Here is a 14,597-nt window from a genome sequence, read left to right on the forward strand (position 1 = left end):
CATGAACGGTAGCAAGGCGCTACTCCTGGCGGCGGCAGCGTTATCGGCGCTGGTTCCTCTTGCCAGGGCCCAGGGAATTCCAGTAATCGACCAGTCAGCTGTTGCAAAACAGATTGAGAGCATCGCACAGCTTAAATCCCAGCTCGAGGCGCTACACCTGCAGGTTGAACAGGCACAGAAGCTGTATGGCTCGCTGAACAAGCTCACCAATATGGCAGATGTCGCCGGCCTGTTGAACGATTCCTCGATCCGGAAGGCGCTGCCGCCTGACTTCAATGCTATCGAAAGCCTGTTCGAGGGAGCCGGGACAGGTGCTGCCGGCAACGCTGCTTCCAAATATCTGGAGACCAACTCGTCCTATCGCACGGACGCAAACGATTTTTACGCGCAAGAACTCTCCCGCATCCAGAACAGGAATGCCGGGCAGATGAGCCTGGGCCAACAAATCTATGACGCCGCCACGAAGCGCATCGACGGGATCGATGAGCTCCGCCAGCAGATATCGAGCGCTGCCGATGCCAAGGAAATTGCCGATCTGCAGGCACGTCTTCAGGCGGAAACAGCTTTTCTTCAAACCGATGTCCTGCGCATGCAAGGCTTGAAGATGGTTCAGCAGGCGCAGGCACAGGTTGATGAGCAACGCAAGGCCGAAGATTGGCGCCAACGCATGGACACTATGGGAGCGGCATTCAAATGAAATACTTGGTATTGGCGCCGGTACTGCTACTGCTTTCGGCATGCTCTCCCGAGGAGAAGGTCTATACAGTCGACCAGTTTGCCGCCGATGAGGCCTTGCTGGCGAAGACCATCAGCGAATGCCGCAACAACCCGGGCGAACTTCGCGATACACCCAATTGCCGCAATGCCGAGGCTGCCGACGGCAGGCTTCGCCTCGAGCGCATGCGCAGGGCGCTGGGTGGCTGAAACCATGTATGAGGTATTCAGCTTCGTTGACGGCCAGTTCAAGACCCCGCTCGAGAATTTCATTTCGAGTGGAACCTTGAACATCGCCAATTGGATCAGCGGTCCGCTGACGGTGGCGCTGACGCTCTACATCGTTCTCTACGGCTATCTCGTATTGCGTGGCTCGGTGCAGTCGCCAATCCAGGAATTCGCCTTCAGGGCGATAAAACTCGCCATTATTCTCATGATGGTGAAAAACGCCGGCAATTATCAAACCTACGTCACCAACATCTTCTTCGACACATTGCCGAAGGAAATCGCAGAGGCGCTGAATTCAGGAGCAGCACCAAGTGCCTCAACCTTCGACAGTCTGCTGGACAAGGGCCAGAAATGCGCCCATGAGATATGGTCCCGCGCTTCCTGGCCACTTGATATCGTCACCGGGATCGGCGGGATGTTGGTGGTCGGCGCGAGTTTCCTCGTTGCAGCAATCGGCTACATTGTATCGCTTTATGCGCGCTTGGCGCTCGCCATCATTCTGGCGATCGGGCCGATCTTCATTGCCCTGGCCATGTTCCAGTCAACGCGCCGGTTTACTGAATCCTGGATTGGCCAGCTCGTCAATTTCGTCATTTTGCAGGTGTTGGTGGTCGCCATCGGCTCGCTGTTGATCACCTGCATCGATGCGACATTCACGGCAATCCAGGGCTACAGCGACGTGCTGATGCGTCCGGTCGCTCTCTGCGCGATCTCTGTCGCCGCTCTCTATGTTTTCTATCAGTTACCGGCCATTGCTTCGGCGCTTGCCGCCGGCGGTGCATCGCTGACCTACGGCTATGGTCTTGCGCGCGACGCTCATGAAGGCGTGATCGGCCGGACAGCTGCATATTCGATCACGACGGGCCGACAGGGAACACGCGTAATCGGCCGCAAGCTTACAGGGCCCGGGCGGATTGACCGGCTGGCATGACGATATTGGACAGGTAATCCAGATGATCCGTACTTTTTTGCTACTTTTGCTAACTGCAAGCCTTGGGGGTTGCACATCGATGACCTACCCGCTGCCCAAATGCGACGGTTATTCCAGACGTCAGCTGAACCGCTCCATGTGGCAATTGGAAGGCGATGCGAAGCCAGCAAACCGTGCCATCCCGTTCACGGAAGAACCTGTTTCCGCGAGCTCCGCCGCTTTCGCCCGTTTTGATAACGCCGGCTCCTATCGTTCGTGTGAGGACAGGTGAGATGGTAAACCCGGACAGCCTCAAAGACTATTTTGACAAGGCGAGGCGTTTCGATCAGGACCGGCTGATCCAGGTTGAGCGCTCAGCCCGCATTGCCTGGTCCGTGGCTATTTCAGCTGGTGCGGTTGCTGTCGTGTCGGTTGTCGCCGTTGCAGGGCTTACACCTTTGAAGACGGTAGAACCTTTCGTCGTGCGGGTCGATAATTCAACCGGGATCGTAGACGTTATATCCGCATTGACGTCGACCGCGGGTACATACGATGAGGCGGTGACGAAATATTTTGCCGGAAGATATGTCCGTGCCCGAGAAGGATATGTATGGAGCGAGAGCGAAGAGAATTTCCGAACGGTGGCGCTCCTGTCCACCCAGCCGGAGCAAACCCGTTTTGCGGCTATCTATCGCGGCAGTAATCCGGACTCCCCGCAAAACATCTATGGTCGCAGCGCCACTGCGAGGATCAGTATTGTTTCGATCTCGCTGATCAACCCCAATGTGGTATCGGTCCGGTTTATACGCAAAGTCACGCGCAGCGATGAGGTACGCGACACACATTGGGTGGCAACACTCACATTCGCTTACGTTAACGCACCGATGTCCGCGACAGACCGATTGGTCAATCCTTTGGGCTTTGTGGTCAGCGAATATCGGGCCGATCCGGAGACGATCAATTGAGGTATCCGTTTCCGAGCGCCCTTTTTCTTATCATCGGGCTTTCTTCGACAGCCCTTGCCCTCGAGATACCACGCGGTGCGCCTCAGGACAGCCGCGTCCGATTTATCGACTATCAGCCTTACAACATCACGCGGATCGTCGGCACGCTGCGCTCATCCGTACAGGTCGAGTTTGCGGTCGAGGAAGAAATCGCGCACGTGGCGCTTGGTAACAGCGTTGCCTGGGAAGTTGCGCCAGCAGGCAATATCCTGTTCCTCAAGCCTCGGGAAAACCAGCCTGTCACCAACATCTCCGTCGTAACGAGAAAGCGAGATGGCTCAACCCGGAGCTACCAGATGGAACTGACCATTCGGGACGGTAGCGTTGAGGCCGGGCAGAACACCTATTTCTACGTGAAATACCGCTATCCGGCAGATGAAGCGGCACGGCGGCGAGAGGACGCTGCAGCGCGTTCCCGCGCGGCCAAGGGTGACGCCGTCGAAGAGGTCTTATCCCTTCACGAGGCTTTTGGTCCCCGAAACTGGCGATACTCCGCCCAGGGCGCACAAGCGCTGGAGCCGCAGGCTATCTACGACAACGGCAAGGTAACGACCTTTGCCTTTGCCGGCAATCAGGAGATGCCGGCGATCTATATGGAGAACTCCGATGGCACAGAAAGCCTGGTTCCCAAATCCGTCGACGGCAGCCTTGTGCTCGTTCATGCGACCGGCCGCAAGTTTATCCTGCGCAGGGGTGGAGATGTGCTTTGCATTTTCAATGAGGCCTACGACCGTCTCGGCATCAATCCTCAGACGAACACCACGTCACCTTCTGTCGAGCGTGTGGTGAGATCGCAGCTCAGTAAGGCACAGTAGGAGGTATCATGGCGGATGCACAAACAGAGCAGATTCCGGGTGAGCGCGCTGAGACCTCAACTGGTAGAAAGATTGACAGCAATCCTATCCTCAAACGCAGTGCAGTTGCGATCGCTATCGTCGTCTTCGCCACTTTCGCGCTCTGGTCGATGCAGGGGCAGGACAAGCCGTCCGCAACCACGCAGCTGGAGCGGGTCGTTATCCGCCAGACCTCGAATTTCGAGCCGGCCAAAGAGCCCCCTCAACTGGTGCTGACGCCGCCCGAGGTCCAGCTTCCCACGCCTGTGCTTACAGACCCTAAACCCGCCGACGAAGAAAAACTACTCGATGCAGCACGACGTGCGCCGGTAATGGCCTTTAGCGGGCAGAAAGCCCCGCTTGGCCCGCAGCAGGACTATGCCAACACCGGGCAAGATGCCAATTACGTCCCGATCGGGAACGCACCGGGCAACTTTAACCGGCAGGACGAGAGTGAGGATCAGCGCTTCAACCGCATGCTGACTACAACGCAATTGCACGGCTCGCGCGCGGGCGTACTCGGCGATCGGAATTTCATCGTGGCGATGGGAACGTCCATTCCATGTGTTCTGGAAACGGCACTGTCTTCTGACCAGCCTGGCTTTACGAGTTGTGTCATCAACCGTGATGTTCTGTCAGACAATGGTCGGGTCGTGCTGATGGAAAAGGGTACACAGGTTGTGGGCGAATATCGCGGTGGCTTGCGCCGGGGCCAGAAGCGTCTGTTCGTTCTCTGGAACCGGGCCAAGACCCCGAAAGGCGTGATCATTACGCTGGCGTCCCCTGCAACAGATGCCCTGGGTCGCGCTGGTATGGACGGTTACGTTGACACGCATTGGTGGGAGCGCTTCGGCAGCGCCATCCTGTTGTCCGTCGTTAGCGATGTGACATCTTACGCCAATCGCCGTTTGCGGGATAGCGATGTCGATGCGCAAAATAGCACCGGCGCCGGCCAGCAAGCAGCAGCAATTGCAGTTGAACAGTCGATCAATATCCCTCCAACCCTGATAAAGCACCAAGGAGGGCTCGTTTCGATCTTCGTAGCGCGCGATCTCGATTTCTCCAGCGTTTATGGGCTTCGTGTAACAGAGCCACGCAACCGGATTTACGATCGTGCTGTTCTAGGCGACTTCGCCCCGGCATCGACGATTGTGACGAAATAGGCATGGGGATGACCATAGTTGCAGATGCTGGCGTGCTTCGCGAACTGCTCCTGCCGCTGGCCCCATTTCTTCGCCATAAGGCACTTTATGAGGTTATCGTCAACAAGCCTGGCACGGTCATCACCGAGGGACCTGATGGCTGGCTGACCCACAAGGTCCCCGAACTCACCTTTGACCGGCTCATGCGCCTTGCGCGGGCAGTTGCGAGTTTTTCCGATCAGGCGGTCAATGAATCCCAACCGATCCTGTCGGCGACCCTGCCTGATGAGGAACGCATACAGATTGTGATTCCGCCGGCGACGGCAAAAGGTACGGTCAGCATCACCATCCGCAAGCCATCCTCGATATCGCTCAGCCTTGACGACCTGGAGGACACGGGATTGTTTGCCGAAGTGCAACGGGTGGAAGACGACCGGCAGCCTGACCAACAGCTGCTGCACCTTTATCAGGCCGGTGCACACAAAGAGTTTCTCAGGCAAGCTGTGCTGGCGCGAAAGAACATCATTATCTCTGGCGCAACGGGATCGGGAAAGACGACGCTCTCCAAAGCGCTGATAAATTACATTCCTGACAGCGAGCGGATTATTTCGATCGAAGATACGCCCGAACTGGTAATCCCGCAGCCAAATCATGTTCGGCTCTTCTATTCAAAGGGCGGCCAGGGATTGGCCAGAATTGGCGCCAAGAACCTTCTAGAATCCTGTCTTCGTATGCGACCGGACCGGATCTTGTTGCAAGAACTGCGCGACGGAACAGCCTTTTACTATATCCGCAACGTGAACTCCGGGCACCCAGGTTCGATCACCACAGTCCATGCTGACTCAACGCGCCTGGCATTTGAGCAACTCACATTGCTGGTGAAGGAATCGGAAGGAGGGAGCGACCTTGAGCGACGCGACATACGCGAAATGCTCGCGATCGCAATCGACATCGTCGTTCAGTGCAAACGGATTGACGGGCGATTCCGTGTGACCGAAATTTACTTCCGTGATGCCCTCTCGTCCCGTGGGAAAGCTTCTGTTGGCCGCCAAGGCCTATTGCCTGTATAGCACCCCGCTGACGCGTTCCGGATCAGGGAATAGGCGGTAGTTCGCCTTCTGCAACCCGCCAGATCCATGGCGTTATCTCTGGCCGGGCTTCGATCAGTTCGCAGAGCCTCTGTTCATAATCAGCCCCGGCGCTTGCGGGAACGATGAACATGGCAACCGGGGCCGGCCTTTGTTCCGGCAATGTCACGCATACAATGGGAACACCACGTGGCAGATTGAAACGCTGCCCTTTGACACTCTTCCGCTTCAGCTGGCACAGTTTCTCCAGAAGCTTCGCTTCGTGCACATCCTCGATAGGCAACCAGTGCTCATTGACCACCATCGGGGCGATGTCCTCAATTGCTGCGATGCCTGCAGCCGAAACGCCGAACGTAGCGATGACGATCAGGTGGAACGACTCGTTCGAGCGCCATAGCTGCAGTTCTGCCTCATGGCGCGTAGTAAACCGTTGCCACGTGCTTTCCTCGATCATCAACGGAAATGGCATGTGCCGAACGAAGACCTTTTGTCCGTCGCGCGCGGGGGAAAACTCTTTGACCTCGGCCACGATCAGCATCAATTTCCGCGGGACCACACCGTTCGCCTCCACGCGTTTGAACACTGCCGCGCGCCGGGTGGCGATCCCCTCCCGGTCCTCAACACGAAATACTTCTGGCACAAACAGTATCTCGCTCAGGAGCCCGCGCCTTGTTATCATCCGGGCTGCCGCGTGGAGCAGGCTGGCGCGGACGCGCCCCCATCCACGCTTGCCCTTCCAGGTTGATCGCCACTCAGTCAGTTCACCAGCCTCCCAGAGATAATGTAGCAACGCTTTGAGCGACAATTTTTGTGGTACTCTATGGATGACTGCCTTCGAGGACGGAGCCGGAGGTCCAGCCGCAGCACGCGGGCCCTTTTTCGTCAATGAAAAATCCAGCTTCAGCTCGGCCCTGCCGCTGGCGTCGATCTCAATTGCCGTGCCGATCAAAGGGCCAAGACCCGAAAGCTCGTAGGGTGGCTCATAGGATGGGCAGGCAGGATGGTGATCGCGCCCTGAAAGCGGCATCCGCTTGATGGTGTGCTGATCTTCGACCCGCGCAATATACATGGGCACGGGCGGCTCTCTACACATACACATTGCACGCAACCGTTGCGTCCGTGCCTGGCCGAGGAGCCGTTGCAAATCAGGAGAGGTTTCCTCAATGACCCGATTCCCGATCGCGAACCTTCGCATCTTCCGCTCCTTTTTACCTTGATAGCCTATACGGTTATCGAGCATTATACTGATTTAAATAAGTCAGTAAAGTGCCCGCGATCAAACCAGTATGTGCGGCGGCAACATATTCGCTCGTCAATTTGAGCGGTCCGATGAGCTGATCTTTGCGAGAATAGATGCCGCTTGCGAGCAGCAGGCGGCAAGGGAAGCTTCGCCGCGGCTGGAGCCGGATTTTGGCGCAAGATGGCCAGAATCACGCGAGCCGCCGCGCCCTTGCCTCCTTTGCTCTTTGCGGCGTTCGGTTGTGGTCCCGCGAGATGCGGAAACAGGAAAAGCAAGGAAAGGGCGAACGCGCAGGCGTCGGAAAAGATATGGAAAGAAAGAGGGTTGAGGAACTGAGGGAACGAGTGAACTGCGCACTGGTACTTGAGGCAGCGGGTTTTGCCATCGACAAGAGAGAAAGCACCCCGCGTGCGGTCAAATGGCGAAGGCGAAAGGAGATCATTATTGTCATTTACAATGGCAAAGGATGGTTTGATCCCACATCGGATGCCAAGGGGGATGTGTTTGGACTGATCGAGTGGTTGCATGGTGTTCCATTTACGACAGCCCTTGATGAGGCCGCCCGTCTGTCTGCTTTTGCACCGACCAGACCGGAATGGAAACCTGCTACCCCAAGGCGGCGATCAGACACGAGCATTCTACACCGTTGGCAATTGCGGCGACCGCCGTGGCCCGGTTCGGATGCATGGCGCTATCTGCATGAGGAGCGTTATATTCCCGGAGCCATAATCAAAAATGCTATCCGGCAGAATATGTTGCGCGAAGGTCTCTATGGCACCATGTGGGCAGCACACACCAATAAGGCGGGTGCAATTACCGGGTGGGAAGAACGCGGCCCGCAATGGCGCGGGTTTTCGACCGGCGGGACGAAGATGCTTTTTCGTTTCGGCAATATCGACGCGAAGCGTTTGTGCGTAACGGAAGCTGCCATTGACGCCATGAGCCTTGCTGCGCTCGAAGCCCGTAGCGGTGACACTTTGTATCTCAGTACAGGCGGAGGCTGGTCGCCGGCAACCGACATGGCAATTCATTCTCTGGCGGCGCAGGCGGGTGTGTCGCTGATAGCTGCCACTGATAACGATCCCCAGGGGGATGTTTACGCCGGTCGCCTCTCGGCGATTGCAACGGAAACGGGCTGTAGGTTTGATCGGTTAATACCTGACCCGAGCGACTGGAATGCTGTTTTGAAGGCAAGAGCAGAAAGTGAGTTGGAGGAAAAAGAAAACGTGGATTGGCTGCCAGCCGTCCACCGTCTGCGTCAAGGGTAAGCTTCGCCCGGCTTCGCCGACCCTTGACCCCGCCGGACGGAACGGTGGCCTGGAGAAGGGGTGAGAAGGGCTGAAGGGGAAGATGGGCGTCCCGCAGGATGTAACGACGCCCCGGCCCTGAAAGCCAAACACAGTGCCAAAAGGAGCCACCAAAATGATCCATACCTCAATGCGCAAAGTTTATCAGGGCGTTGCCGACCGCCGGCAGATGTATCGTATGTTCGATCGGCATGCGCAGCGTCCAAATCGTTTCTCCGACGGCGCGGCGAGCCTTTATTGCGGCGAATGGTTCGCGATCACAAAGAGCGAGCATGATTACATGCTTGATATCTTGCCGCCTCTTTTTCAGCGTTGCGACATGTTCGCGTTAAGAGAATTTCTCACTGGTTCGATTACGAGCGTGTTCTTTTCGCTTCATATCGATGGCTGCGTTCGGCATTTTCATGGCTATTGCGACCTTTCGGACAAGGGGGCACCTGATCGTATGAGAGCCACGATCCTGAAGCGCGAAACCGCGCCAATGCAAACAATTACGCGCGAGGAATGCCTCGAACACATCTGGTCAGCCACTCACGACGAGTATCGCGGTTATGCCGATTGGCGGTTTCCCCGAACGCAGAATGGCAAGCGGATCGTCCAGGTCTACGGAAGAGCAGGGGGCGGAGATTTCAAGGTGCTCGATCAGCTCACCGACCGGGAGATCGTAGCCAAACTCCCGGTTCATTTGCGTTCTCTATGCCAGCGCGAAGCTGCTTGACGTATTGCAAACCGCATCTCTCCATGTGGAAACGACGGACACAATTGGTGACGAAACGTTCGAAGGGGAGTGTAGGCGAAGCGGCTTGAACAGCTCCACAGCGTTGCTGATCACCGGTGGGACCGACACTCACGGTGTCTCGTAGACTGACAGGATACCTGAAAGCGCCCGGACCAACCCCAGGCGAATAGCCGCTGGCCCGATTCAGCTCATTCATACCTTTCCATCCAGAACTTGGCGCGACCGCACTCGCCGACTTGCTCCGCGAGAGTGATGTCGCGCGCCCAGCAAACAGGAGATAGCTGCAATGACAGTGAATGATCCCTTCAGCCTCGATATTTTTAGCAACACTGCGTTGTCATCAAGTATTGGCCTTGGCACTGTCGCCTTCGCGGACAATTCAGAACAGGACGACGATCCCGATCCTTCGAGCCCGGCGCCAGTTCTTCCCGCCACAGCGAAGGACCATCCCTCCGAAACTTTGTGTCAGATGGGGGCCCAAAACTTCTATCTCACTAACAGTCGCGGGCTCGCGCGCGGCTGGAAGGAGCGTGCGCGTGACAATATCGCCGCCATCCGGCTTGCTGCCGAGATCAGCGCTGCGGATCGGCCTGCAACGCGTGAGGAGCAGGAGAAGCTGATCCGCTTTACCGGTTTTGGTGCATCAGACCTTGCCAACGGCGTTTTCCGGCGACCCGGCGAGATTGATTTCAGCGAGGATTGGAATTTGATCGGAACAGCGTTGGAGGATGCCGTAAGCGAGATTGAGTATGCTTCCCTTGTCCGATGCACCCAATATGCCCACTTTACGCCTGAGTTCATTGTTCAAGCAATCTGGACAGGTTTAAAGCGCATGGGCTGGCGCGGAGGCCGAGTGCTTGAACCTGGTATCGGCACAGGACTATTTCCGGCTTTCATGCCTGAAGACCTGCGCGACGCCTCCCATGTCACCGGTGTGGAGCTCGATCCTGTCACCGCGCGCATCGCCCGTCTGTTGCAGCCGCGATCCCGCATCCTTACGGGCGATTTTGTCCGCACTGAACTGCCGCCCGATTTCGATCTCGCCGTCGGCAATCCTCCGTTCTCAGACCGAACCGTTCGATCTGACCGGAACTATCGCTCAGTGAGACTACGGTTGCACGACTATTTCATCGTCCGCTCGATCGATCTCCTGAAGCCCGGCGCCTTCGCCGCCTTCGTGACCAGTTCAGGGACTATGGACAAAGTGGATGGCTCTGCACGCGAGCACATCGCGAAATCCGCCGATCTGATCGCGGCCATCCGCCTGCCTGAAGGCAGTTTCCGCGCCGACGCCGGAACAGATGTTGGGGTCGATATTGTCTTTTTCCGTAAGCGGAAGGCCGGAGAGCCCGTCGGTGACCAATCGTGGCTGCATGTGGACGAGGTGCGCCCGGCGATGGCGGACGAGGGGTCTATCCGCGTCAACCGATGGTTCGAGCGATACCCCCATTTCGTCCTCGGCACGCACGCGCTGACCTCCGGCCCCTTTGGCGAGACATATACATGCCTCCCACGCAAGGGCGACGACGTCGCGTCCTTGCTATCAGCGGCCATTGCTCTCCTTCCAGAAAACCGCTATGACGGTGAACCTTCCGAGTTCGACCCGGATCTGAACGATGTCGTCCACAATACGCTGTTCGATATGCCCTCCCGGAACTGGGTGCGCGAAGGCAGCTTCTTCATTGACAATGTCAAGGGCCTGATGCAGGTCGTTGACGGTAAGCCGGTCGCGGTGAAAGTTCGCAAGGGACACAGCGCCCACGGTATCCCGGAAAAGCACGTCCGTATCATCCAGAAGCTCATCCCGGTTCGTGACGCTGTGCGAGAAGTCCTCAAGGCGCAGGAATGCGGCCGGCCCTGGAAGGAGCTTCAGGTAAAACTCCGTATTGCCTGGTCAAGCTTTGTGCGGGATTTCGGCCCGATCAATCATACGGCTGTATCGACCATCGAAGATGCGCAAACTGGAGAGGTTCGCGAAACGCACCGTCGTCCGAACCTCGCTCCGTTCCTCGACGATCCCGATTGCTGGCTCGTGGCTTCCATCGAGGACTATGATCTTGAGAATGACACGGCGAGGCCCGGCCCGCTTTTCTCCGAGCGGGTTATTGCGCCGCCGGTCCTGCCAGTGATTGAGAGCGCGGCGGACGCGCTTGCGGTCGTGTTGAATGAGCGCGGTTGGGTCGATCTCGATCATATTGCGGAAATTCTGCATCGGGCTCCGGAGGATGTCGTTGCCGAGCTCGGCAGCGCTATCTACTGCGATCCCGTCGACGGATCCTGGCAAATGGCCGACGCCTATCTGTCTGGCCATGTCCGCGACAAGTTGACGATAGCCGAAGTCGCGGCGGGGCTCGACCCAGCCTTTGAGCGCAATGTAACAGCGCTTGCTGCAGTGCAGCCGGCCGATCTTCGGCCCTCCGATATTACTGCGCGCCTTGGTGCGCCATGGATACCGGCTACCGACGTTGTTGCCTTCGTCAAGGACAGCATGGGTGTCGACATTCGTATTCACCATATTCCGGAACTGGCGACATGGACTGTCGATGCCAGACAACTCGGGTTTCTGGCCGTCGGAACGTCTGAATGGGGTACCAGCCGCCGGCATGCCGGCGAGTTGCTTGCCGATGCGCTCAACAGCCGGATCCCGCAAATCTTCGATACGATCAGTGAGAACGGCAAGGAACGCCGGACATTGAATGTGGTGGATACCGAGGCTGCGAAAACCAAGCTTCAGAAAATAAAGGATGCCTTCCAACGGTGGATCTGGTCTGACCCCGACCGGACCGAACGTCTCACGCGCGATTATAACGACCGCTTCAACAATATCGCGCCGCGCCGCTTTGACGGTTCCCATCTCCATCTACCGGGTGCGAGCCGGGCGTTCACGCTTTATCCTCACCAGAAGCGCGGCATCTGGAGGATCATTGCATCAGGGGCAACCTATCTCGCCCATGCAGTGGGCGCGGGCAAGACGATGACGATGGCAGCCAGCATCATGGAGCAGCGGCGCCTAGGCCTCATAAACAAGGCAATGCTGATTGTCCCCGGTCATTGCCTGGCGCAGGTCGCGCGTGAGTTTCTAGCGCTTTACCCGATGGCGCACATCCTCGTTGCCGACGAGACCAATTTCACCAAAGACAAGCGTGCGAGGTTTCTTTCGCGCGCGGCCACCGCAAATTGGGACGCGATCATCATCACGCATTCCGCCTTCAGGTTTATCGGCGTTCCGTCAGCCTTCGAGCATCAGATGATGCACGAGGAACTGGAGCTTTATGAAAAACTTCTTCTCGACGTCGAGGAGGAGGATCGCGTATCGCGCAAGCGCCTCGAGCGATTGAAGGAGAGCCTGCAGGAGCGGCTCGAAGCGCTCTCCACGCGCAAGGATGATGTTCTGACCATCGGTGAAATCGGCATCGACCAGATTATCGTCGATGAGGCCCAGGAGTTCAGGAAGCTCAGCTTCGCCACCAATATGAGCACGCTCAAAGGGGTCGATCCGAACGGTTCGCAGCGCGCCTGGGATCTTTATGTGAAGTCACGTTACATCGAGACGAAAAATCCGGGTCGGGCGCTCATTCTTGCTTCTGGCACGCCAATCACCAATACGCTCGGCGAAATGTTCACCGTGCAGCGGTTGATGGATCATGCGGCGCTGTTGGAGCGCGGACTACAAGAATTCGATGCCTGGGCATCGACTTTCGGGGAGACGGTCACCGAACTGGAGCTCCAGCCCTCCGGCAAATACAAACCAGTCTCGCGCTTCGCCAGCTTCGTCAACGTACCCGAGCTGATTACGATGTTCCGCTCCTTTGCGGATGTCGTTTTGCCCGGGGATTTACGCCAATATGTGAAGGTTCCGGCGATATCGACCGGTAAACGCCAGATCGTCACCGCAAAGCCGACACCAGAATTCAAGAACTATCAGATGGTGCTGGCCGAGCGCATCAAGGCAATCGAGGAGCGAAACCGGCCGCCGGAACCCGGCGACGATATTCTGCTTTCTGTGATTACCGATGGCCGCCATGCCGCGATTGATCTTCGTCTCGTCAATCCTGACAGTGACAACGAACCCGAAAACAAGCTCAACAATCTCATCTCGAATGCCTTTCGCATCTGGCGGGAGACGGCACAGAACCGCTATGTCCGTGCTGACGGGAAGCCCTATGAGCTTTCGGGTGCCGCGCAGATGATATTCTGTGATCTTGGAACCATTTCAGTCGAGAAAACCCGCGGATTCTCGGCTTATCGCTGGATCCGTGACCAACTGATCAAACGCGGCGTACCCACTTCTGAAATCGCCTTCATGCAAGACTTCAAAAAATCGGAGGCCAAGCAAAGGCTGTTCGGCGACGTGCGTGCCGGCAAGGTAAGGTTCCTGATCGGATCGTCGGAAACTATGGGCACAGGGGTCAATGCCCAGCTTCGCCTGAAGGCACTCCACCACCTCGACGTTCCTTGGCTGCCCTCGCAGATCGAGCAGCGTGAGGGCCGCATTGTACGGCAGGGTAATCAACACCAAGAGATCGATATTTTCGCCTATGCAACCGAAGGTTCGCTCGACGCGACCTTGTGGCAGAACAATGAGCGCAAAGCCCGCTTCATCGCGGCAGCATTTTCCGGCGACACATCGATCCGTCGGCTTGAAGATATGGGCGAGGGGCGGGCCAATCAGTTTGCAATGGCCAAGGCTATCGCCTCGGGCGATCAGCGACTGATGCAGAAAGCCGGTCTGGAAGCGGATATTGCGCGGCTAGAGCGCCTGCGCGCCGCTCACATCGACGATCAGCATGCCGTGCTAAGCCAGATTCGCGAGGCCGAGCGCAAGATAGAGCTTTGCACGCGCCGCATTGGCGAGCTCGGACAGGATATCGAGCGCCTCATTCCAACCGCTGGCGATGCCTTCGCCATGACCGTCAGGGGCAAAAACTTCCGCGAGCGCAAGCAGGCTGGCAGGGCACTCATGAATGAAATTCTTTCGCTTGTGCGACTGCGGAAGGAAGGGGGGTGCGTCATCGCTTCGATTGGCGGTTTTGACCTCGAATATTCCGGCGAACGTGACCGTAGCGGCGGCTATCGTTACTCGACTGTGTTGGTCCGCAGTGCAGCCCCTGATGAAATCGATCTACCAATCAGCGTCACACCGCTTGGAGCAATTTCCCGCCTCGAATATGCCATCGGCAGTTTCGAATTCGAGCAGGAACGGTATCGTCAGAATCTTGACGAAGCACGCCGAAGGCTTGCATCTTATGCGTCGCATAGCGGCGGCGGTGAGTTCGCATACGCCGATGAACTGGCGGAGAAACGCCGCCTGCTTGCCGAGGTTGACGCCGCTCTGGCAAACGACATAGACGGACTTCACGGGCCTGCTATGATCGCCGCCTGAACAACGAAG

General features: G+C 57.3%; 12 protein-coding genes. 11 read left to right on the forward strand and 1 reads right to left on the reverse strand.

The window, feature by feature from the left end; all coding sequences use genetic code 11:
- Position 1: 1 nt before the first annotated feature.
- From virB5 to virB11, 8 genes are read left to right on the forward strand one after another with little or no spacing between them, the layout of a single operon-like run.
- Positions 2-697: a P-type DNA transfer protein VirB5 gene (gene virB5 / locus ACOWVS_RS20250; RefSeq protein ID WP_420973134.1), complete on the forward strand. Its 696-nt coding sequence runs from the start codon at positions 2-4 to the stop codon at positions 695-697.
- Positions 694-924 carry an EexN family lipoprotein gene (locus tag ACOWVS_RS20255; RefSeq protein ID WP_075042348.1) on the forward strand — a complete coding sequence of 77 codons (231 nt, stop codon included), beginning with the start codon at positions 694-696 and terminating at the stop codon, positions 922-924. The genes virB5 and ACOWVS_RS20255 overlap by 4 nt, the downstream gene beginning before the upstream one ends.
- Before the next feature lie 4 nt (positions 925-928).
- The gene (locus ACOWVS_RS20260; RefSeq protein WP_075042349.1) at positions 929-1,873 is read left to right on the forward strand and encodes a type IV secretion system protein; all 945 of its coding nucleotides are present in this window, start codon (positions 929-931) and stop codon (positions 1,871-1,873) included.
- Between the two features lie 22 nt (positions 1,874-1,895).
- Positions 1,896-2,144, forward strand: a complete 249-nt coding sequence (locus tag ACOWVS_RS20265; protein ID WP_075042399.1) for a hypothetical protein — start codon at positions 1,896-1,898, stop codon at positions 2,142-2,144.
- 1 nt (position 2,145) lies between these two features.
- Positions 2,146-2,817: a virB8 family protein gene (locus tag ACOWVS_RS20270; RefSeq protein WP_075042350.1), complete on the forward strand. Its 672-nt coding sequence runs from the start codon at positions 2,146-2,148 to the stop codon at positions 2,815-2,817.
- Complete coding sequence (gene virB9 / locus ACOWVS_RS20275; RefSeq protein WP_075042351.1) at positions 2,814-3,671, forward strand: P-type conjugative transfer protein VirB9; 858 nt, start codon at positions 2,814-2,816, stop codon at positions 3,669-3,671. The genes ACOWVS_RS20270 and virB9 overlap by 4 nt, the downstream gene beginning before the upstream one ends.
- Before the next feature lie 8 nt (positions 3,672-3,679).
- Positions 3,680-4,852 (forward strand): type IV secretion system protein VirB10, encoded by a 1,173-nt coding sequence (gene virB10, locus ACOWVS_RS20280; protein WP_075042352.1) that lies wholly within the window; start codon positions 3,680-3,682, stop codon positions 4,850-4,852.
- Between the two features lie 8 nt (positions 4,853-4,860).
- The gene (virB11, locus tag ACOWVS_RS20285) at positions 4,861-5,901 is read left to right on the forward strand and encodes a P-type DNA transfer ATPase VirB11 (RefSeq protein ID WP_075042400.1); all 1,041 of its coding nucleotides are present in this window, start codon (positions 4,861-4,863) and stop codon (positions 5,899-5,901) included.
- A gap of 22 nt (positions 5,902-5,923) precedes the next feature.
- Here virB11 and ACOWVS_RS20290 read toward each other — a convergent pair whose 3' ends face one another.
- Positions 5,924-7,114, reverse strand: a complete 1,191-nt coding sequence (locus tag ACOWVS_RS20290) for a DUF1173 domain-containing protein (RefSeq protein ID WP_075042401.1) — start codon at positions 7,112-7,114, stop codon at positions 5,924-5,926.
- A 215-nt stretch (positions 7,115-7,329) separates the two neighbouring features.
- Between ACOWVS_RS20290 and ACOWVS_RS20295 the strand changes: the two genes are divergently transcribed.
- The 3 genes from ACOWVS_RS20295 (at position 7,330) to ACOWVS_RS20305 (ending at position 14,588) form a co-directional block, all read left to right on the forward strand.
- Positions 7,330-8,427, forward strand: a complete 1,098-nt coding sequence (locus ACOWVS_RS20295) for a DUF3991 and toprim domain-containing protein (RefSeq protein ID WP_247644462.1) — start codon at positions 7,330-7,332, stop codon at positions 8,425-8,427.
- Between the two features lie 154 nt (positions 8,428-8,581).
- Positions 8,582-9,184, forward strand: a complete 603-nt coding sequence (locus ACOWVS_RS20300; protein ID WP_075042353.1) for a DUF1419 domain-containing protein — start codon at positions 8,582-8,584, stop codon at positions 9,182-9,184.
- Between the two features lie 307 nt (positions 9,185-9,491).
- Positions 9,492-14,588 (forward strand): DEAD/DEAH box helicase family protein, encoded by a 5,097-nt coding sequence (locus ACOWVS_RS20305; RefSeq protein ID WP_075042354.1) that lies wholly within the window; start codon positions 9,492-9,494, stop codon positions 14,586-14,588.
- Positions 14,589-14,597: the final 9 nt, after the last annotated feature.

Origin of the sequence: Brucella sp. IR068 (assembly GCF_049065885.1) — a bacterium.
In the GTDB taxonomy this organism is placed as follows: domain Bacteria; phylum Pseudomonadota; class Alphaproteobacteria; order Rhizobiales; family Rhizobiaceae; genus Brucella; species Brucella intermedia.

Bases quoted from the DNA above. Each gene is read 5' to 3' on its own strand.
- virB10 (WP_075042352.1), top strand. From the start codon at position 3,680: ATGGCGGATGCACAAACAGAGCAGATTCCGGGTGAGCGCGCTGAGACC.
- virB5 (WP_420973134.1), top strand. From the start codon at position 2: ATGAACGGTAGCAAGGCGCTACTCCTGGCGGCGGCAGCGTTATCGGCG.
- ACOWVS_RS20270 (WP_075042350.1), top strand. From the start codon at position 2,146: ATGGTAAACCCGGACAGCCTCAAAGACTATTTTGACAAGGCGAGGCGT.
- ACOWVS_RS20305 (WP_075042354.1), top strand. From the start codon at position 9,492: ATGACAGTGAATGATCCCTTCAGCCTCGATATTTTTAGCAACACTGCG.
- ACOWVS_RS20265 (WP_075042399.1), top strand. From the start codon at position 1,896: ATGATCCGTACTTTTTTGCTACTTTTGCTAACTGCAAGCCTTGGGGGT.
- ACOWVS_RS20290 (WP_075042401.1), bottom strand. From the start codon at position 7,114: ATGCGAAGGTTCGCGATCGGGAATCGGGTCATTGAGGAAACCTCTCCT.
- virB11 (WP_075042400.1), top strand. From the start codon at position 4,861: ATGACCATAGTTGCAGATGCTGGCGTGCTTCGCGAACTGCTCCTGCCG.
- ACOWVS_RS20260 (WP_075042349.1), top strand. From the start codon at position 929: ATGTATGAGGTATTCAGCTTCGTTGACGGCCAGTTCAAGACCCCGCTC.
- ACOWVS_RS20300 (WP_075042353.1), top strand. From the start codon at position 8,582: ATGATCCATACCTCAATGCGCAAAGTTTATCAGGGCGTTGCCGACCGC.
- ACOWVS_RS20255 (WP_075042348.1), top strand. From the start codon at position 694: ATGAAATACTTGGTATTGGCGCCGGTACTGCTACTGCTTTCGGCATGC.